The following is a 20,236-nucleotide window of genomic DNA, read 5'->3' on the forward strand; positions in this document are numbered from 1 at the left end:
GCAGCGAACTTTTTGGAAACAGACTCCCCCCGCCCTTTGAAAAATTCCGAGCGTAGCGAGGAATTTTTGCGGTAGAATTCGCGGGGCGGTTTGCTTGTATTGAAAAAAATGTTTTTGAACGGTTTTTTTTGGAATAAATGTTGGGAGTTTTTCACTTTACCTTTTCTTTTTTATGAAATATCCGACAACTCTTTTTAATAAGATGAATACATTTACTCTCCATTCTCATTCAATTATTTGAGGAAATAATATGCCAAAAGTGTTGTCGCTTCAGGATTTAATCAATCGGAAATATCATGAAATGATGTTGGAAGAAGGGGTTGACGAAGAACTCGAAGATCTTTACGACTTGGTGGTTCCGATGGGAGCCCCGATGTCGATTATTATGGACATGGTTGAAATCTTTGAGCTGGAGGTCACGGAACGCGTCATCACCATTCATGAACCGGAAGTCGCCCAAACAACCGTTATTGCGCTTCGCGGCCCTCTTGACCGCGTCACGGAAGCCGAAGAGTTCATGAGACGGGAAATCCGGGCTTGGATTGAACAAGGATAAATTAGCCCATCAAAATGTCAATCATTTCATATATTTAAAAAATTCAAATCATTCCGTAAACTAAAACCATTATCTAGAGAGGATTAATTATGCCCAAAGTATTACCGAAAAGATGCCCGAACTGCCAGAAATTGGCGCTTAACGAAGAAATCACCGACTGTTTCTACTGCCAAAGCTGCGGCCAATGGTTTGACAAGAAAGATTTGCCGGAAGACGAACCGGCTCCGGAACCGGAAAGTGTCGAATAATTTTAAAATAAAAAGATGATTTCCAATTTCGGAAATGTGTCTTTTCTTTGTTTTTCATTTTTTTTCTTCTTCTTTTTAGCTTTAAATTGGTCTCCGGCTTTTTTTGGACTGAACAATGTCAACCATTTCGGAAATGTTGTTCAAGCGATAGTCCGGATTGAAGCGAAATTCCCGCTCGTGCGTATTCCGGTCGCCATAGGCGGCATACGCCGTCAGCATTCCGATTTTTTTGGCCGGCGCGATGTCGCGGCGCAAACTGTCGCCGATGAAAATAGATTCGTTGGCCTGTCGGCTGGTTTTATTCAGAGCGTACTCAAAGACGCCCAAATCCGGTTTTTTCTTGCCGGACATGTCGTGTGCGAAAATGCCGTCCACCAAATCGTAAATCCCGGCTTTTCTGAGCCGTTTGGTTGCATTTTCCGTGTTTGCGTCCGTCACAACGACAAAAGCGCACTCCATTTTTTTGAGAGACTCAATGGTTTCGGCGACGCCGTCATAAAGTAAGATGTTATCGATTTTCGTTTCCTCGTAAATTTGACAGCAATCCGAAAAAAGGTCGTCGGAAAACACGTATTTCTCCCGCAGGTAATCTTCAATATTTTCCAAATTTTCAAACCCGTAAATGCCGCGCAAAAAGTAAGAAAGCATTTCTTCGGGGTCACCGGCTCCGATGTTGTTTACAACAGCTGAGCAGGCCTCCAATTTGGCGTGATAAAAATCAAATAACGTATTATCCATGTCTGAAAAAACACAATTAATTTCTTGCTCCATTAATAATCTCTCAAAAATTATTTTTACAAAATATATTCATGAATATGACGAACTGTTGTTGTTAAACTTTTCTATTCTTTTACTTCTATTTTTTTATGATTTTCTTTGTTTTCATTTGGCAACCATTTCGTCAACAGGCAGCTCCGGATTCCTAACGCCGGATACTTCTTCAACACCGGCTCCAAATTCCGGTGTTTCTTTTGTCAAATATTCTCGAACGCAATCGTATCCGTTTGCGGGACTTGCCGCTTCGCCGCAAGCGGCAAAAGTGATCTGCTCACCGTTTTCGCTGTCAATGAGAAATTCTTCGCCGACACTCAGGCAGTTGACGCAGCCTATCATTTCCCCTTCGCTTTCCATTCTTTTGATTTCACGAATCGGTTCCCCGCTGGGTTCTTGACCGATCGGATAAGTCCCGTAATGCATCGGGATAAAATGTTTCGTATTCATGATCGCGGCGGCTTGCGCGGCTTCGTCGGGCGCGATGTGCGCGACTTTCATAATGGACCGGGGTTTGTAACCGCCGACCGGCATAATCGCGTAATCGATTTCCGGAAACAGTTTGGCGATTTCCGAAAAATGGTTGCCAAAGGCCGTGTCGCCGCCGAAATAAATTGTTTTCCCGTTGGCACGGATTAAAAAGCTGCCCCAAAGGGTTTTGTTGTTGTCAAAAACATGAAGGCGGGACCAATGAAACGTGGGCAAAAAGAAAACTTCCACTTCCGGTTTGGTATTGTATTGCTGATACCATCCGGCTTCCTGATATCTTTTGGTAAAATGTTTCATGTACATGCCGCCGCGTAAAGGTACCAATGCTTCCGTCTTATCATTGTCTTTGAATATTTTTCGCAGCGAGCGCATATCCGCGTGGTCATGATGCATATGGGACACAACGACATAATCCACATTCTTAAATCGGTCGATGCTGCACGGAACCGGAACTTTCCGAGTCCGGAAGGGAAAACTGAAATAAGACGGGTCGGTCAGAAATGTGACGCCGCCTAACCGGATGAAAAAAGACGCGTGTCCAAGCCAAATGATCATATCATTTTCGGACTCGGGAAACGATTCATTTTTGACGAAGCCGACTTTAAACGTATCTTCCTTTTTTTCCTGTTTCTGCGGATTTTTGTAAAGCCGCCACTTCATGAATTCGATCATGTTCATGTCGGACGGTTTATCTTCATTAACAAATGAATTTTTAACCATCGGGTTGCCTTTCCATCCTTCTTTAATGATCGGCAAATCCGGATTTGACATATGTCTGATGGACAATAATAACACCTGAATAAACCTGAATAAAATAGAAAACATAGAACTGATAATTTTAAACGATAATTTTAATTCGAGAGAATTAATATAAGTCATCGAATATATTAATATTTGTCACGTTGATGGTTCAATATAGTATTTATACTGGTATTTAAACATTCATATCTTTGTTTCAAACAGGAATGTACAAATTGTTGTATTTTTATCATCAGTAAATATTAATGGTAATAATTACTATTAAGTAAAGTTTATTTTAATAACTATTTGATCATTTCAGCTTCAAATCCATGATGTTAAATCTCATGGCGTATATTAAGCATTATTATTTTCAAAAAGCGAGGTGGACTTTGTGGAAAATAAGAAAAACGATCTCAGCAATGAGATGCGGCGAAAAATTTCGGAGCATCCGTGTTATTCGGGCGAAGCGCAGCATAAATTCGGGCGCTTGCATTTGGCGGTGGCGCCAAAATGCAATATTCAGTGCAACTATTGCGACCGGAAATTTGATTGCGTGAATGAAAGCCGTCCGGGCGTGGCCAGCGAAGTCTTAACGCCAAAGGAGGCGCTCTTTCGCACCGACCAAATCTTAAAAGAACATCCGTTTATTCATGTTATCGGAATTGCGGGGCCGGGTGACCCACTCGCGAATGAAGAAACTTTTGAAACATTTCGTTTGATTCGGGATAAATATCCGGATTTGACACTTTGCGTCAGCACAAACGGACTTCTGCTTGCCGACCGGTTCGACGACCTTCAAAAATCAAATGTTGAAACATTGACGGTCACTATGAATGCGATGGATCCGGATATTCAAATGCAAATTGTGGACCATGTCGTCTATCAAAAAAAGCACTATCATGGGCGTGAGGCCGCCGAACTTTTGATTGAAAAACAACTCTCAGGCATTCAAAAGGCGGTTGATTCCGGCCTTGCCGTTAAAATCAATACGGTTCTGATTCCGGGTATCAATGATGAACATACTCCGAAAATGGCAAAGCGGCTGAGTGAAATGGGTGTTTACATTATGAATATTATGCCGCTTATCAATCAAGCGAGGTTTGAAGACCGTCGTCCGCCAACGGAAGAGGAACGAAGCGCGATTCAAAACAAATGTTTGCCGTACGTCAAACAGATGAAGCATTGCCGGCAGTGCCGCTCCGATGCTTACGGGTTGATCGGAAATGATTTGTCACAAATCAGTAAGGTGCGCGGCGACGAATTCCGGACTGCTTCTAAAGAAGGGCGCTCGCCACGGTTAATTGATTTGTCGGGAGATGTCACTTTGGAGCCGAAAGTGGAAAGCGGCAAAAAAACCAAAGACGCCGTGAAGCAAAAGAAATAAAAGAGAATGAGTTGTCAATTCTCTTTCATTCATTTGTTTAATTTGTTTATTTTTTATATTTGTTTATTGTTCATTCATTTAATTCATCTCGCCGGTCAAATGCCAAACAATAGGGAGTGTGTCTTTTTTGGAAAAACAGGGTCATAAAGTTGATTTTGGACATTTGGATGTTGAGGCGTTGGCCGGTAAAATTCGTTCTTTTGAAGGGGTTTCCCGCAAAAGGCCGATTGCTGATATTGCCGCCATTTTTGAATCCGTTTCCGACATGTACGGCGATTGCGTTGTTGATTTCGGCGACGATGCGGCGGCGATTGACATTGGCGGCGGAGATGTTATTTTATTTGCCGCGGACGGCATTTGGGGTCGTCTCATTGAGAAAAGCCCCTGGTGGGCCGGTTTTACGTCGGTTCTGGCGAATGTCAACGACATCGTTGCGATGGGCGGAAAACCGCTGGCGATGGTGGATGTTGTCTCATCGTCAAGATGTGAAGATTTTGCCGAGATTTTTAGCGGAATGGCGGAAGGTGTTAAAAAATTCGGCGTTCCGGTGGTCGGCGGGCACACACATCCGGAAGGGACGGCATCTTTATCGGTGGCCATTATCGGTATTGCCAAAAAAGACGAATTGATTCGAAGCGACACGGCAAGTCCCGGAGATGTTGTTATTTTTGCGGCGGACATGGACGGGCGGACCGGTCCGAATTCGCCGTACAGTTTTGAATCGTTATCGTTTAAGGACCCGGCAACCATTCGGAAGATGTATGAGGCGCCGCAGCAAATTGCCAAACAAAGATTGGCGACCGCCGGAAAAGACATCAGCAATCCCGGTGTTATCGGAACGCTCGGAATGCTTATCGAAACAAGCCGCGTCGGCGCCGCGGTGGATTTAACAAAAATCCCGCTTCCGGATGTTGACGTTTCATTTGAACGCTGGCTTTTGATGCATCCCGGAACCGGATTTGTTTTGACGGCGCAACCAAAAAACGCGAGCGAATGCATTCGGATTCTCAAGAGCGGCGGAATAGAAGCGGCCGTCGTCGGTGAAATCAAAAAAGAGCGGACGCTTGATATTTTTGCCGGCAAAAATACGGCCACCGTTTTTGATTTTGAAGAAGAAGGCATTACCGGCATTTGCAAAAAATAATTTTTCCTTTTTTCCATTTTGGGCGGCGGCATATGCGCGCGTTATGGCGGCACATTTTCATTTTTCATCATGAAAAAACAGGAGGTCATTTTCTTTTTGAATCCGGCAAACCTCCCCGAAAAATCAAACGCTTTGCGTTTGATTTTTCAGATTTCGATGAAGTGAATTGGGTACAGCAGTAGCAGATGCAATCTGAACTGCAGACGGCGGTACAATTGGAATTGTAAACGGCAGGTGCAATTGGAACAGTAACCAGCAGATGCAATCTGAACTGTAAACGGTCGGTGCAATTGGAATTGTAAACGGCAGGTGCAATCTGAATTGAAAACAGTAGGTACAATCTGAATTGAAAACAGTAGGTGCAATCCACCATTTCAAAAACAAACAAATCAATTTAAAATCAGAAGCAAATTGACCGGATCTCTATTTAACAATCCGTATCAAATCCGCTCAATCGTCTTTTCAAAATCGACAAAGCTTCCTTGTCTCTTTTGCGTCCGCAACGCTGAACCAAACTCCAATGGTGTTTTATCAATTCAATATACGCCGGATCTTTTGTTTTTTCGTAGCGTGTCAAATGAACGCAAATTTCAATCACGGAGTAAAAACCGCGGTTGGGCAAAAATCCGACATTTTCTGTTTGAATTTTAAAACCGACCGGCTCAATATCAATAATCATGGACCCCTGAGCCAATAGCCGGTTGACGCAACGGAAAACCACATAGCGGTCAGTGCCTTTCAGTGCGGGGACGATTGTTCCGGAAAAGTCCAACGTTGAAAATTCACTGTCATCCAAATCATAAAACGTGGAATTGACATATAAAACGGAATCCGTTGTGACGTTGGCCGTAAAGTATTCTTCCCGCATCAGATTTTCGTAGGTTTGCGTTCCCGGAAAAAGCCGCAAAAACATTTTGTCGTTTTTCCAAATAATCCCAATCGGTGCCGCGTTAAACAAACATGTGTCTTCTTTTTTCTCGGAGACGTTCCGGGTGGCGGCAATGATTTCCGAAATTCCTTCATGGATGCCGAATTGACTCATCAGTTCCAGGTTTTTTGCTGTTTCTTTCAAAATGTCAACCCCCGGAAAAGCGCTAAGAAAATACCGGCCGCCGCAATATCGGCCAAAGATCCCGGATTTATCTTTTTGGCGTGCAATTCGTCGTCCAGTTCATTTATTTTCGGAATCAGGCGGTTTAAATCAATCCGGTTTCCGGTTTTGTTTCCGATTTCTTTTTCCGGTGCACTTTTAGAACTTGAATCAATGATTTCTTTCGCCTTTTTTTGAATGCGTTCGGCGGTCTTTTCATCAAATTTCGTTTCGATAAATGTATCCGGAAATTCCGCCATAAATTCCAAAAAGGTTAGGACGATTGCGCTGTTCAATGCGTTTTTAAATTGTTTGTCCGGGTTTTTCAAAAAATAAGCGTTGTTTTCAAAAAGCCGGTCGGAAAACCGGTTGGTCAATTCAAAACCGGTTGCCCATTCTTTGGCAATCATATCCCTCTTGGCCGCGCTTTTCATTAATTCAAAAAGACCGATTTGTTGAGTTTTGATTCTGTTTTTGGCGGTCGGGTCGGATAAATCAAAATCGGCGCTTTCAATCTCTTTTTTTGCGGGAATGTTTAGTTTTTCAAAAGATTTGTAGAAGCAGAACGCGTCGGTTTCATCCGTTTTTTGACAAATCTCAAAAGCGTTTTGACAAATCTCTTCCACATCGCCCGACGTTCTTTTTTTTGTCGGATTCTTTTTCACCGTCATTCCGGCTGCTGCCGCCAGCGGCAGAATCAGGAGAAATGTTCCAAAGTGCGTGTTTCCACCGGTTTGGCGCTGTTTGCTTTTGGTCACCGCTTCCCAAAGAAGTTCTCCGATCTTTGGGTCGGATCCCGCTTGTGCCGCTTTTTTAAAAATAAATTCTGTCGCGATGGCGGACGCCAAAAAATGTTCGTAGTTTGTATTTTTAAAATCCTTCAGCCGGTGAACGTTTCCCGGTTTCGGGTACGAAGACGCTTCAAGAGCCATTGCAAGGCTTGCCGAAACGGCAATATCTTCAAAAAAAGTTTCCATGTCTTGAGACATCTTCTCTCCCCGATTCTTCTGTTTTTATTCCATTTCTTTCAACGTATTTTTTTCGTCGATTTTGTCCAGCAATTTTTCCGATAATTCCCGCTTCAGGCGCATGTATTCATCGCCCGAAAGGTTGATATTTTCCATGGCGCCGTCTCTGAAATAGCAGGGTTTTGTGACTTTGCAGCACCACACCAAGCTTCCGAAACAAGTGCCATCGCCTTTCTCAAGCGGCGTTCCGCGGGCAAATTCGAGTTTTAATGCCGTAAACTCTTTCGGAGAAAATCCGACTTCTTCAATTTTAGAGGAGAGGCGGCAATATTTCACGGGCGGGCAGCAAAAGGCGAGACCGCGATTGTCGCCGTGTTTGCAGATATGTTTGGGCGTGTTGTACCATCCGACTTCTTCTTGATATTCGCCGATTCTTTTGGCCAGATGCGGGATCAATTCGGAATCTTCGCGCGCCGCGCGGGCAACCGACACAATATCGGCGCCGGACGAAAAATAATCCAAAGCGCTGTCAAAATCGTCCACCGAATTGTTGGCAATCAACAGCTTTCGGGTCACGTTTCTGATTTTTGTGACAGCGTCGCAGTCGCCGCCTTTTCCTTCAATCATGGCGTCGGCATGAATGACGTCGGCGCCGGCCGCATCAAAAAACTCTGCGGCCAATATCGGATTTACAGAGCTTGTCCGGAATTTAACGGACAAAACGGCGCCGGTTTCTTTTATTTTTCGAATCATTTCCAAAAGCGCCGGTGTGTCTTTTAAAAGCCCTTCTCCAAGGCCCCGCGATGTAAATTCAGGCTGACGGCAGTGAATGTCAAGCTCCATGATCACGTTTTTCTTCTTCATCAGTTCGGCGGCTTTTACGAGCGGTTCGATTGATGCGGAACGAACGCTGACGGCAACAGCTGTTTCCGGTTGAACCGCTTTAATTTTATCAATTTCAGATTCAATCGTTTGGAAAATATCCTCGGTTTTAATGATAAACTCGTCACGCCCGCGTTTTTGAACTTCAAGAGCGGCGGCGTTGGAAACATCATCCAAATTATAAGCGCCGATAACGGCAAGTCCGGCGCCTTTAGCGTTTTTGTTCGCAAAGTCACCGTCGGTGATTCCGGCCATGGCGGACAGCGCAATCGGATTTTGAATCCGGATATCGCCGGCACGGATCTCAAAAAGCGGTAATGTTTTTGATGAACTCATAAAATTCCCTCTCTGTATAACTCTCGCTCTCAATTATTACTCTCAATCTTGCTCTCAGAACCATTCAAAAATGAGACTCAATCATAAAATAATTGAAACGTAGAAACATTAAAATGAATTTAAAAACGAATTTAAAAATCAATTTAATGAGAAATATGTAAACTTGATTTAGAAAAGAGAGAATAAACAATCTTATTAATAAATCCTTTTTTTGCTTTCAATTTGAAATTTGCCGCCGTCTAAAAAATATCTGAAAATTTTTCCGTTCAGTTTCTCAGGCTCTTCCGCCTTCTCGTCTTCAACATCGGTTTTGTATTTGTAAACGGCAAGCGTTCGCTCAAAGTCGCCGCTTCTCTCTTTCATATCAAAATGGAAATATGAATCAGCAATATGTTTCAGCCGGTTTTCAATAGGTACCGGCAGAACTCCCTCGTAAAGGCAGCCGATTAGAATTGAGTCCGGATCTTGAATGGTTTGCGCTTGTTTTCCAAATTTCCGATCTTGTTTATCCGCCTCTTGACCCTGTTTATCTGTCTTTTGATTTTGTTTCAGATCATTTAAAATTCGAAGAATTTGGGGGACAATTTCATCCGGATTTGACTCTGAAAACGATTCGCTGATGCTTTCAATAACAAAAATGGTCTGAAAAAGGTTACCGGCTTTCCAAGAGGACGGGTGAATTCTTAAAAGCCGGCTTCCTTTTTCATTTTTCTTTCGTTTTTCTTGGTTTTTTTGTTTTTCTTCCTCTTTCTCAGCCTGCCTCCCCGATTTTTCAATCAGAGCCAAGAAAGATGCCATTCCTTCGTCATCGTTTCCGTAAAAGAGCAGAAACGAACCGCCTTTTATTTTGCTCCCTGTCAGGCGGTCAATTTCGGGAATGCCGGTTGTGAAATCTTTTGCCGTCATATTTCACAAAAGCCAAAAACGCTCTCTTCTTTATAACGCTGCTGATTTTTTCAAAATCGGAATATTTATATACTATTTCAAGAGCCTTATTTTCTATGTCTGATTCTGCTCTCTCTTTGATTGATTCTTTAAAATTCGAAAACGGGCTCATCCCGGCGATTGTTCAGGATGAAAAGACGGGCGACGTTCTCATGTTTGCGTTTATGAACAAAGAAGCCCTCAAACTGACCCTGGAAACAAAAATCGCTCATTATTGGAGCCGCAGCCGAAAGTCTCTTTGGAAAAAGGGAGAAACATCCGGCCATTACCAATATGTAAAAGAAGTTTTGGTTGACTGTGATGAAGATGCGGTTTTGCTTTTGGTTGAGCAAGTCGGCGGGGCTTGCCACACCGGCTACCAATCTTGCTTTTATCGGAAAATTGACGGAAAAGTGATCGGCCAAAAAGTCTTTGACGCCGAAGATGTTTATTAAAACATTTTTTTTGATTTACTTCCTCCATCTCTTTATTTTTATTCTTCTTTCACTTTTTTCTTTCTTTGCTTTTTCTTTTGTTTTCTTTCTCCAAAGGGTTGTGATGGACTTTCAAATGGTTTATTATAGAAATACAGTTTATTTTCCGGTATGAGATCCGAAAAAATATTCCCTCAGAAATCAAAAACTCTCGTTCATTCAAAATCGGATGTGATTTCCGGATTTGATATGAGTTTTGACCCCCACAAGAAATATACGAGTGAAATCATTGTCGCTGACACCAGTGCGGTAATTGATGGTGTTTTATCGCGCGGCATCATTGCCGGTCGCTATTCTTCGGAAAAAAAACGGACTGTTGTTATTCCGGAAGCGGTGCTTTCGGAGCTTGAACATCAGGCCAATTCCGGAAAAGAAATTGGTTTTTTAGGGCTTTCCGAAATCGTCATCCTTCAAGAAATGAATACGGATGAGATAATTCGTTTAACGTTTGCGGGAGGCCGCCCGGAACGGCACCGTATCGCGGATGCCGCCTCCGGCGCGGTGGACGCGCTTATTCGGGAAACCGCCATCGAATTCGGCGGCCTTTTCGTGACGTCGGATAAAGTACAGGCGGCAGTCGGCGTTGCGCGCGGTCTTTATGTCGATTTTGTTCCGTCCGCCGTGCGGCTCGGCGAAGATGAAAAATTCGACGATTCGTACGATTCTTATTTCAATTTGTCTGTTTTGTCCTTTTTTGATAAAACCACCATGTCGGTTCATTTGAAAAACAATTGTTTGCCGATGGCAAAAAAAGGTTCCGTTGGTGAAATGAAATACGTTCCGATCCGTGATGCGGTCACGGATGCCGCTGAACTTTCCAAGATTCGGGCCGAATTGGTTGAGTTTGCCAAACATGATTCGGATTCCTTCATTGAGATGGAGTCGGATGACCCGATGAGCGCTCTTGTTCTTCAAATCCGGGACATGCGGATTGCCATTACATCCGCGCCGTTTTCGGACGATACTGAAATCACGCTTGTCCGGCCGATCGCGTCGGTTGATTTTGAAAAATATAAGGCAAGCGACGAACTGAAAAACCGTATTTTGGAGCAACGCGGCGTCTTAATTGCCGGGTCGCCGGGCGCGGGAAAATCCACATTCGCAGCCGGAGTCGCACGCTTTTTGCTGTCCGCCGGAAATGTCGTCAAAACAATGGAATCGCCGCGCGATTTACAGGTGCCCGCCGAGGTGACTCAATATTCCCCATTAGACGGCAAAATGGAAAACACGGCTGATTTGTTGCTGCTGGTTCGTCCGGATTACACCATCTACGACGAGGTCCGAAAAACCAAAGATTTCCTGTTGTTTGCGGATATGAGGCTCGCCGGCGTCGGTATGATTGGAGTTGTCCACGCGACGCGCGCGATTGACGCCGTTCAGCGCCTGATCGGGCGGGTGGAACTCGGCATCATTCCGCAGGTCGTTGACACGGTCATTTTCATTGACAAGGGTGAAATTGCCAAAGTGTATACGCTTGAATTTACCGTCAAAGTCCCAAGCGGCATGCTTGAGGCCGATTTGGCGAGACCTGTCATTGTCGTCTCCGATATGGCGTCAAAAGTGGTTGAATATGAAATTTACACCTATGGCGAACAGGTTGTGGTGATGCCGGTCGGTGCGGCACTTTCATCTCAAAATCATGAATCTGTCCGAAAACCGTCGTGGGATGGAATGGAATCCAAAATAAAATCTGAAATTGCCCGTTACGTTTCAGGGCCCGTTGACGCGGAAATGATTTCCGACAGAAGCGCGGTGGTCAAAGTCAAACTTTCCGATAAAAGAAAAGTTATCGGTCGGGGCGGGGACACGATTAATCAAATCGAATCCAAACTTGGAATCCGAATCGATGTCCGGGAATTAACGATGCGGGACCGGCGAAACGTTAAAAAAACAATGTTCGGCGAATCGATAAGTTCTTCTTATCATCCTTATGACTCCTCTCGATTTGGTCCTTCTTCCTTTGATGAAGAATCGGGATTTTCGCCGGAGAGTGGTTTTAAACAAGACAATATTTTAGAGGAGTGGACAGATGAAACCGTGGATGATGTTGATGACGTTGATGAAAATGATTATGTCATTCCGATATTCGAAAAAACGAAAAAGCATTTCATCTTAAAAGTTCCGGAACTTTCCGGTGAAGATGTTGATGTTTTTATGGGTGGGCGAATGCTTTTCAGCGCGACGGTTGGGCGCACCGGCGAAATTAAACTTCGGGCCGATTCCGAATTGGCCGCAAAAATCCGCAACGGATTCAGAAACGGCGAGTTGGTTGATGTTCGGTTATCCGCTGATTGATGTGTCATATTTTTTTGTTTTCTTTTTATTTTCCTTTTTTGTTTTCTTTTTTGATTTCTTTTTTATTTTCCGAATCTGCCTGCTCTCTTGTTTTCGCTTTTTATTTTTTTCGGGTCTATTTTTTCGGTCGGGTTGGGTTTCTTTTTTGTTTTTTCGGATTTTTGCTTTTTTCATGTTTTTTCTTTTTTAATTTTTCAGATTTTTTGAAAAATATGCGTTTATTGGCAAAAATTTAAGCAAATTTTAAATATATTTAACATAAATAATAAGTTTGCAAATATTAAATTATATTTCCCAATCGAATCGGTTTTGTAAAACAAAATCTTTTTTACAGATTTTTGTGCGGAATGGATTTGATTGTTCTTTCATTTTTTAGGATAGTTAAGAAGCTAAATAAAATTTGTAAAAAATCTGGTACAAACTGTAAAAAACTGATTTTTGGAGAAATTTAAAATGGTTACTGATGGAAAAAGCAAAGCTAAGAAAGATGCGAAAGCAGATGTCAAAGATAAAATGAGCAAAATTGTCGACAAGGCCGGAAAAGGTATTACCGGACTCAAAACAACGATTTCTAAGAAGATTGATGAATCAAAAGCAAAGCCGGCTGCAAAGACCGCTCCCAAAACAACCACTGCCAAAAAACCGGCTGTTAAGACAACTGCAACCAAAGCCGCCGCAAAACCGGCCGCCAAAACCGCTTCTAAAACCACAGCTGCCAAAAAACCGGCCGTCAAAACCGCTTCTAAAACCACAGCCGTGAAAACAACCGCTGTCAAAAAACCGGTGGCAAAATCCACAGCTAAAACAACAACAACAACAAAAGCCGCTGTCAAACCGGCTGCAAAGCCCGCAACCAAAGTGGTTGCCAAGACTGCCGCAAAACCGGCCGCAAAGACTGCGGCAAAAACAACCGCCGCTAAAAAACCGGTGGCAAAATCTGCCGCAAAGCCCGCTGTGAAGACAACGACCAAAGTTGCCGCAAAACCAACTGCAAAGACAACTGCCGCCAAAAAACCGGCCGCAAAGCCCGCTGCAAAACCCGCTGCGAAGACTGCAACCAAAGTTGCCGCCAAAAAACCGGCCGCAAAGCCCGCCGTAAAACCTGCTGCGAAGCCCGCCGCCAAACCCGCTGCGAAGACTGCAACCAAAGTTGCCGCCAAACCGGCCGCAACAAAACCGGCTGCCAAACCGGCATCAACTGTTAAGCCGGTGAATGCCAAATCCACGGCAAAGCCGATTATCAAAGATACGAAAACTTCGAACTGATTTTTTAAACGATGAGATGGAATCTGATTTCCATCTCTTCTTTACAGCAATCTTTAAATAATATGGAATTTATAACGCAAATTGAATAATTATAATTTTGAATTATAATTTTCTCATTTTATGCAAAACTGTGATTCAACGGCCGCTTTCGGATTTATATGCTTTCTGATTTTAGGGCATCCGTCTTGGTTTTGAATCAGAGCTTTTATAGGATGAAACATTTCACGTTACATTTTGCGAATTGCCTTTCCAAACTCAGAAATGAATAATAGGCACTGATACAAATCAAAAACGAAACTAAATAACATCAAATACTAAAAACAATAAAACGGCTACAAGTATTCTAAAAACGACTAAAAAGTATTCTAAACAGCATTTCGAAAAATATATTTAACCGCAAACAGTCAAAAGTTGATGTTTGATGCGTTTATTTTAAAAAACGCTTATGGCTTAGCCACTTGAAATATGTCAAAAATATGAATTGATCCAAAAGCGGTCCGGGAAAACTCCTATGCTTTTCAGATTTTGTTATTCAATAGTTCAAGGTGTCATTCGGCAAAAAATATTTTTGTTGAATGTATTTCCCACAGTCTGACAATTATCTGATTTAGTAGTATATTCGAGATTTTCTAATATTATAATTATATTATTACCTCTTTAAAATATGGGAAATAATATAAACGTTAGAATGTGATTAGGGACTCAAAAAACAATTTTTATGAATTTTGCTGAAATGCTGTTTTTTATGAATACTAACATCATATATAGGATGAATAAAAAATGGAAAAATACAAAAAAATAAAAACGGACGACAAAAGAATTGAAATGTTTAAAAACCTGAACATTAAAAAATCAGTTTCAAAAACGCTTTTATGCCTGTCGACCGAAGAGGGTGTTTCCTCCACAACGATCTGCCAGCTGACCGGTTTAAAACAGCCGGAAGTCAGTAACGCGATTAAATGTTTGGAGGAGAGCAACTGGGTGAACGTTACGGAAGTCAAATCCAAAAAAGCAGGCCGGCCGATTAAGTATTACAGGCTCCTCATCTCTAAGGAGGAAATCTACGAAACTATTGAGAAAAATGCAAAAAAAGAGGTCACTGAGCGGACAGAATGCGTTGAAAGATTGAAAGAACTGGTTAAGGATAAGGATAACGGTTTAGACGATTTGGATTAAAAACATTTCGTTATCAATTTCCGTTTCTTATTTTTTGAAGAATTCGTAGGAGTTTATTAAATTTTGTCAGAAGCATCTTAAAGCATTATCTTTCAATAAACGCAAAATAATATAAAAAATGTATCAGCAAACTGTGTCACGCAAAATTCAAAATTGAATGTCGAAAACGGGCTTGAAGTAATTAATAAATAAGCGGAGCTGTTATCCGTTTCTTATTCATCAGTTACGTTTCATGCCGCCTTTTTACATTTTTAAAAACATATCCGGGGTCGTTTTACATATTTTTTGCATTTGGCATCTTATTTGTTTTTTATTTCCATCTTTTGTTTTTTTTGTTTTTATGTTCTTCCGTTCTTCCGATTCGTTTTGGGTTGTTCAAACATCTTTCTTAAAGAAGCATTATTTTTATATACTTTCATTTTATATTTGTTTCATATATTAATTTTAATCCACAAATCTGGGAGGCTATTATGTCAAGCGGGCGAGTCAGTCAAGAGAAAACCGGTCTGGAAAAACAAACAAAGGGCAAATCTGAAAACAATCATTCTGCTAAAATGAAATCCGGAAAAACGATGAAGTTGGCTTGGGGAATTACAGGTGCCGGCGACCGGTTAAATGAAACCATCAAAGTGATGAAGGATTTAAAAGAGGCCGGATATTCGCTGGATGTTTTTGTTTCCAAGGAAGGGGAAACCGTTCTCAAATGGTACAAAGATTTGGATCTCATTAAAAATGAGTTTTCGTCTCTGCATGTCGAAAAATCGGCCAATTCTCCGTTTATTCTCGGCGATTTGCAAATGCGAAAATATGATGCGCTCATCATCGCGCCGGCGACTGCCAATACGGTGGCAAAAATCGCTCACGGTATCTCCGACACGTTATTAACGAACGCCGTGGCGCAGGCAGCTAAATGTGACATTCCGATTTATATTTTTGCGGTTGACGCCAAGGCCGGAAAAGTAAAGACCAAATCTCCGGATGGCCGTGAATTCACGCTGACCATGCGGAAAATAGATGTCAAAAACGCCGAAAAAGTTTCTAAAATGGAATGCATCACCGTTGTTAAAAACCCGGCGAAGATGCTTAAAAAATTGGTTTAATTAAAAAAGAGCCTTTGCTCTTTCTTTTTTTGTTTTTGTTCGGGATTTGGGTCTATCTCTCGGGTTTGTTTTTATTATTTTAATACTTTCACTCCGCTTCGTTTTCTTTTAATAAGGATAAATGTCTTTTTGAGTTTACTGTCTGATTAGAAAGACGACAGGAGGAAATCTCAAATGAGCGCCACAGAATCATCCACAGAAATCGAAACAACAGAATTCGTGTTTACACCTTTCCAAACCAAAGAAAACAAATCCCTTTGTGAAACAATTGAACAAACGGGCGGAAAAATCCGCTTTTCGGAAGACAATGAATTTTTCAAAGGCTTGGTCGAACGCGCCGGCTACTATGAGCAGTTTGAGGACAGAAGGAGTAAGATCACTTATTCTTCATGCGCGGCCCAATCCGAAATCGGAATTTATATGACCTCTTAATCTAAACATATCAAGTTTAAACGATAATTTCATCTTCGACTCTCTCCCTTATAACTCTCCAAAATTAACCGGGAACATAAATCTAATATTTGCAACCTTGTGTTTCTTGTATTATTCTCCAAAAAAAACGGTTTCTATTTTTCCTTCTTTATTTTTTATATTTTGTTTTTTTAATTTCCCGTTTGCATCTTCTGTTTTCTATTTTCCATTTGCATCTTCCGTCTTCTATTTTGATTTCATTTTACCTGTTTCCGATGTTGCCTCATCTGTGGTGTCCGGTATAAACAGACGCGACATGCGTCTGTTTTTCAGAATGGCTTGTTTGAACAAAAATAACTTCGAGAGCGGGTTTTCAAAAACACGCTCAAAATATGTTGCCGTAACGCGCGCGCCGCTTGCCGTCAAAAAAGAAGTAAAAGGGAAGGTTAAAATAAAGTCGTAAAATAGCATGGTTGAAAAAATGAAAAATCACTTTTTCATCATCGGTAGCGTTTGACCGCCGTACGGAATCACTTGAATTTTGGCGTCCGGATTTTTTTCAAGAATTATCTCAATGGCGTCACCAATGGTTTTACAGGGCGTGAAAAATGCTTCTTTGACGCTTTCCGGCGCCATGGACGACACCAGATAAAGGTTAAATCTTTTGGACGCGGCAGCCGTTGTCGCAGCTTTGTGGCCGCCAAACTCAAACTCGTTTTTAAATTTTAAAATCGCGTTGTCCGGCGTCGGGCAACATTTATTCCAGCGGTCATATACGGCATTTCCGATCCCATCCCGGCATTCTGACACCAAAACAATCGAGCCGCCTTCGATAACGGCTTGCGTCGCGTTATCGAGTGCCTTGTTTGCCTGATACAAATTAATATCCTTCGGAAAACCGCCGCAAGAAACAATGACCGCGTCGGCCGGTTCGGTTTCAATTTTGTACATTTTATCCACCACTTGGACGCCTTCCCGGTGAGCCTGAATAAAATCACCCGCAAAAGCGGCGACAACGTTTTTATGGCTGTCCAAAACCACATTCAAGATAAAATCCAAACCGACAATTTTGACGGCTTCTTCCAAATCCTGCCGCACCGGGCTGTCCACTCTTCCGGATGCCGCATTTTTTTCAATCATTAACTTGTGGTTGGCAATCACCGATTCCTTGGAGCTGACGCCCGGCAGAACCGATTTGGCGCCGCCGCTGTAGCCGGCATAATAGTGAAATCCGATTTCGCCGATGCCGACGATCAAATCATTGTCTAAGACGTCGGTAAATATTTCAATCGGTGTTCCGCGGGAGGTCTTGCCAAGGGTTTTGACCGGAAAAGTTCCGGTTTCATGTTGAACGCATTTGAAATTTTGAAAAACTTCTTCGCCGACGGCGTACCGTATTTCATCATTGGTTTGCGCGCGGTGAAGCCCGAGTGCGAAAAAAATGGTTATATTCTCATTCGGAACATTGGCCGCTTTGAGTTCTTCAAGGACAAACGGCAGCAAATATTTTGATGGCGTCGGACGCGTGACATCGTTGACAATCACGGCAATTTTTTGAAACGGTTCGGCCATTTCGGACAGGCGTTTTGTTCCGATCGGATTTTTCAATGCGTTTTTGACAATTTCGTCGGAGGAAACAGTCGATTCTTCCTCATCCGTCGGAAGGACATATCCGATGAAGTTGGATTCCGGAATCTCAAAATCGATGCGAGTGCTGCCGTACGGCACTTGAATGTTTTTTGTTGTCATTTTTATGTTCCTTTTTTGATGATGAATGAATTTGACCTTTATTTCGATTGTTTATTCTTATTTTTTATGACGCATCAAAAATTGATTCTTGCTACATAAAACGAACGGGACTATTTATATATTAGTCAATATTATTTCATCTCGCCTTTTCAATAATTTGTTTTAATTTATGTTGGGATAAAATGCGCGACGAACTTTTCTTATTCATTTCGAAATATTCGTTCATCACCGAATTTATTCCTCAGGCAACGGCGTTTTTAAATGATTACGGACTTATCAGTCTTTTCGTCACTTCTTTTTTGGCGGCGACAGTTTTGCCGCTGGGTCCGGAAGCGATGGTGGCGGCGCTTGTGGCCAGCGGTGAGACCAATTTTTGGGGAATTGTTTTGTCCGCGACAATCGGCGGTTATCTCGGTTCCGTCACAACTTACGTTCTGGGTTATTGGGGTATCCATAAAATCACAACCCGCTTTGCGATTATTGATCCGCAAAAGTATAAAATGGCGGGGGATTTCTTTGAAAAATACGGAGCTTGGTCTCTTCTTTTGTCTTCCGTTCCGATTCTTGGAGATGCCCTTGTTTTTGTTTCCGGAGCTTTAAAGTTCCGGTTCGGAATGTTTTCCCTTCTCGTATTTTCAGGAAAGCTTGTCCGTTACTTTTTAGCGACGCTTTTTTTCATGTACACTCTTCGGTAAACCGGAAAACCATTTTTATGACTGTTTTTTCATTCAATATTTAATCGAAACTCATGTCAATCGGTCAGTTCTAATCTTAAAATCGATGTGTATCGGAAGATTTTATATACAAAACCGATGTCTATTCCAATAGTCTATTCCAATGTTTTATTTCGCGGATTTGTGCACTTGAAACGTTATCTTTTACACATATGAATATTTTGGAAAAGGGACCTAAATTTGAGATTTCAGGCGAAGCTTCATCATATTACATCATATTGAATATATAGATTTATATAGAACATAAAACATATCAGTAAAAAGTATCACACACCTACGCCACTAAATTCAAAGAAACGATGATGAGGAATATGTTGAACGGAAAAGTTAAGTACCACGGAACCGAGAAAATCGAGAAAAAAATTTATGATGATATTGAAGAAAAGTTAGATTCACATATCAAAGAACTTTCCGAACAAACCCGTGAGTCTATTATCTTGGAAATCCGCGAAGAACTTCAACCGGAAACCGTTCCGTACGACCGCCTCCGTTTGATTGAGCAGCGACTTCATGAAATTTCAACCACCCAAGACGGAATCGTGCGTGAAATCGTTGATTTGAAAACGACGCTGGCAAACCTGTCCAAAGAGTTGGCGCGTCTTAAAAGCAATCCGCAAACATTAAATCCGCAACCGGTTTCATCCGTTCCTGCTGCAGTTTCCGATTCATATTCTCGGGCACAAGACCCAACCGTGCCTTATCCTTTCAATACACCCAGCTACGTTCCGCCTGCCTCTCATTCCAACGCTTCTTCTTATCCCTCTTCTTATCCGGCTTCTTATGTTCCGGCTTCCTCTTTTTCATCCTATCCGCCTTATCCGCCGGCTCAAGTTCCGCCATCCCATTATCCCGAAAAAAGCTATGAAGAAACTTATCCGCCGATCCGGCGTCCGGACGGTTGGGAATATCAGGAATATGTTCCGGCGTCCGCCAAAAAAGCAGTTGCTGACTCGGAACGGTTTGTACCGGCCCGGGCAACGCCCTCCAAAAACGACCCGTTTTATTTCGGAAATCCGGACGATGTCGTCGATGTCGGTTCTTTAAAAAAGACTCCGCCGGAATCCGGTCCGTTTGAATCGTTCAGTCCGGCAAAAACAGGTCAGGCAGCGGTAAATCCACCGGCGCAAAGTTTTTTTTCGGTCGAAACCATTAAACAAAAACCACCCGAACAGAGTTATCCGCCCGAACAATATGTTTATGTCGGGACATCCCGAAAACAAGTCGAAGAGCGTGGTCCGGAGAAAGGCGAATACATCATCGGAAGCAATGTAAAGCGGAAAGTGAATGACGACGACGTGGATTACAACAAAGATTGCGAGTACATCATCGCCGAAAAGAGTGTCCCACGCCCGAAATCCAAGTTTTCGAGAAAAGACCCGTCCGAGCGAAAGGAACGCGTCATTTCAAATGACGAAGACGACTCTGAAATTATTTCCTGCGACTGATTTATAAATAGGTTTGGAGATTTTTAATCGACA

At 42.4% G+C, this 20,236-nt stretch carries 19 protein-coding genes; 12 read left to right on the forward strand and 7 right to left on the reverse strand.

All coding sequences use genetic code 11. The features are described from left to right. The first annotated feature begins 250 nt into the window (after positions 1-250). Both MsAc7_RS00440 and MsAc7_RS00445 read left to right on the forward strand, forming a co-directional pair. On the forward strand, positions 251-556 hold the full coding sequence (locus MsAc7_RS00440) for a hypothetical protein (protein ID WP_338102647.1): 306 nt from the start codon (positions 251-253) through the stop codon (positions 554-556). An 89-nt stretch (positions 557-645) separates the two neighbouring features. After that, positions 646-804 (forward strand): hypothetical protein, encoded by a 159-nt coding sequence (locus tag MsAc7_RS00445; RefSeq protein WP_338102648.1) that lies wholly within the window; start codon positions 646-648, stop codon positions 802-804. Positions 805-885: 81 nt separating this feature from the next. On the opposite strand, the gene MsAc7_RS00450 is transcribed toward MsAc7_RS00445, so the two are convergent. Together MsAc7_RS00450 and MsAc7_RS00455 are read right to left on the reverse strand one after the other, a co-directional pair. Further along, positions 886-1,575 (reverse strand): HAD family hydrolase, encoded by a 690-nt coding sequence (locus tag MsAc7_RS00450; RefSeq protein ID WP_338102649.1) that lies wholly within the window; start codon positions 1,573-1,575, stop codon positions 886-888. Between the two features lie 111 nt (positions 1,576-1,686). After that, positions 1,687-2,850, reverse strand: coding sequence for an MBL fold metallo-hydrolase (locus MsAc7_RS00455; RefSeq protein ID WP_338102650.1), 1,164 nt, complete (start codon positions 2,848-2,850; stop codon positions 1,687-1,689). A gap of 379 nt (positions 2,851-3,229) precedes the next feature. Here MsAc7_RS00455 and nifB point away from each other — a divergent pair, with 379 nt between their 5' ends. Beyond that, positions 3,230-4,189, forward strand: coding sequence for a nitrogenase cofactor biosynthesis protein NifB (gene nifB / locus MsAc7_RS00460; protein WP_338103430.1), 960 nt, complete (start codon positions 3,230-3,232; stop codon positions 4,187-4,189). 163 nt (positions 4,190-4,352) lie between these two features. Further along, a complete protein-coding gene (locus tag MsAc7_RS00465) occupies positions 4,353-5,333 on the forward strand; it encodes a methanogenesis marker 2 protein (protein ID WP_338103431.1) in 981 nt (326 codons plus the stop codon). A gap of 427 nt (positions 5,334-5,760) precedes the next feature. On the opposite strand, the gene MsAc7_RS00470 is transcribed toward MsAc7_RS00465, so the two are convergent. The 4 genes from MsAc7_RS00470 to MsAc7_RS00485 all read right to left on the reverse strand — a co-directional run bounded on the left by MsAc7_RS00470 (position 5,761) and on the right by MsAc7_RS00485 (position 9,515). After that, the gene (locus MsAc7_RS00470; protein ID WP_338102651.1) at positions 5,761-6,405 is read right to left on the reverse strand and encodes a DUF447 domain-containing protein; all 645 of its coding nucleotides are present in this window, start codon (positions 6,403-6,405) and stop codon (positions 5,761-5,763) included. Next, positions 6,402-7,412 carry a triphosphoribosyl-dephospho-CoA synthase gene (locus tag MsAc7_RS00475; RefSeq protein WP_338102652.1) on the reverse strand — a complete coding sequence of 337 codons (1,011 nt, stop codon included), beginning with the start codon at positions 7,410-7,412 and terminating at the stop codon, positions 6,402-6,404. Before MsAc7_RS00475 ends, MsAc7_RS00470 begins: the two co-directional genes overlap by 4 nt. Before the next feature lie 24 nt (positions 7,413-7,436). After that, positions 7,437-8,609 carry a methanogenesis marker 9 domain-containing protein gene (locus tag MsAc7_RS00480; protein WP_338102653.1) on the reverse strand — a complete coding sequence of 391 codons (1,173 nt, stop codon included), beginning with the start codon at positions 8,607-8,609 and terminating at the stop codon, positions 7,437-7,439. A 195-nt stretch (positions 8,610-8,804) separates the two neighbouring features. Next, complete coding sequence (locus tag MsAc7_RS00485) at positions 8,805-9,515, reverse strand: hypothetical protein (RefSeq protein WP_338102654.1); 711 nt, start codon at positions 9,513-9,515, stop codon at positions 8,805-8,807. A 95-nt stretch (positions 9,516-9,610) separates the two neighbouring features. Here MsAc7_RS00485 and hisI point away from each other — a divergent pair, with 95 nt between their 5' ends. From hisI to MsAc7_RS00515, 6 genes are all read left to right on the forward strand, one after another. Beyond that, positions 9,611-9,988 carry a phosphoribosyl-AMP cyclohydrolase gene (hisI, locus tag MsAc7_RS00490; protein ID WP_338102655.1) on the forward strand — a complete coding sequence of 126 codons (378 nt, stop codon included), beginning with the start codon at positions 9,611-9,613 and terminating at the stop codon, positions 9,986-9,988. 228 nt (positions 9,989-10,216) lie between these two features. Continuing rightward, the gene (locus MsAc7_RS00495; protein ID WP_338102656.1) at positions 10,217-12,322 is read left to right on the forward strand and encodes a PINc/VapC family ATPase; all 2,106 of its coding nucleotides are present in this window, start codon (positions 10,217-10,219) and stop codon (positions 12,320-12,322) included. A 453-nt stretch (positions 12,323-12,775) separates the two neighbouring features. After that, on the forward strand, positions 12,776-13,588 hold the full coding sequence (locus MsAc7_RS00500) for a hypothetical protein (protein WP_338102657.1): 813 nt from the start codon (positions 12,776-12,778) through the stop codon (positions 13,586-13,588). Positions 13,589-14,368: 780 nt separating this feature from the next. Further along, the gene (locus tag MsAc7_RS00505; RefSeq protein WP_338102658.1) at positions 14,369-14,764 is read left to right on the forward strand and encodes an MreA family transcriptional regulator; all 396 of its coding nucleotides are present in this window, start codon (positions 14,369-14,371) and stop codon (positions 14,762-14,764) included. Positions 14,765-15,234: 470 nt separating this feature from the next. Further along, positions 15,235-15,864 (forward strand): archaeoflavoprotein AfpA, encoded by a 630-nt coding sequence (gene afpA, locus MsAc7_RS00510; protein WP_338102659.1) that lies wholly within the window; start codon positions 15,235-15,237, stop codon positions 15,862-15,864. Positions 15,865-16,038: 174 nt separating this feature from the next. Then, complete coding sequence (locus MsAc7_RS00515) at positions 16,039-16,296, forward strand: hypothetical protein (protein ID WP_338102660.1); 258 nt, start codon at positions 16,039-16,041, stop codon at positions 16,294-16,296. A 468-nt stretch (positions 16,297-16,764) separates the two neighbouring features. Here the strand turns inward: MsAc7_RS00515 and larAH6 are convergent, their stop codons facing one another. Then, a complete protein-coding gene (gene larAH6 / locus MsAc7_RS00520) occupies positions 16,765-18,024 on the reverse strand; it encodes a nickel-dependent malate racemase, LarAH6 family (RefSeq protein ID WP_338102661.1) in 1,260 nt (419 codons plus the stop codon). Positions 18,025-18,206: 182 nt separating this feature from the next. Between larAH6 and MsAc7_RS00525 the strand changes: the two genes are divergently transcribed. Next, a complete protein-coding gene (locus MsAc7_RS00525) occupies positions 18,207-18,719 on the forward strand; it encodes a YqaA family protein (RefSeq protein WP_338102662.1) in 513 nt (170 codons plus the stop codon). A 350-nt stretch (positions 18,720-19,069) separates the two neighbouring features. Next, a complete protein-coding gene (locus MsAc7_RS00530) occupies positions 19,070-20,203 on the forward strand; it encodes a hypothetical protein (protein WP_338102663.1) in 1,134 nt (377 codons plus the stop codon). Positions 20,204-20,236 lie beyond the last annotated feature (33 nt).

The organism is Methanolapillus millepedarum, from assembly GCF_032594115.1.
GTDB classification, from domain to species: Archaea; Halobacteriota; Methanosarcinia; order Methanosarcinales; family Methanosarcinaceae; genus Methanolapillus; species Methanolapillus millepedarum.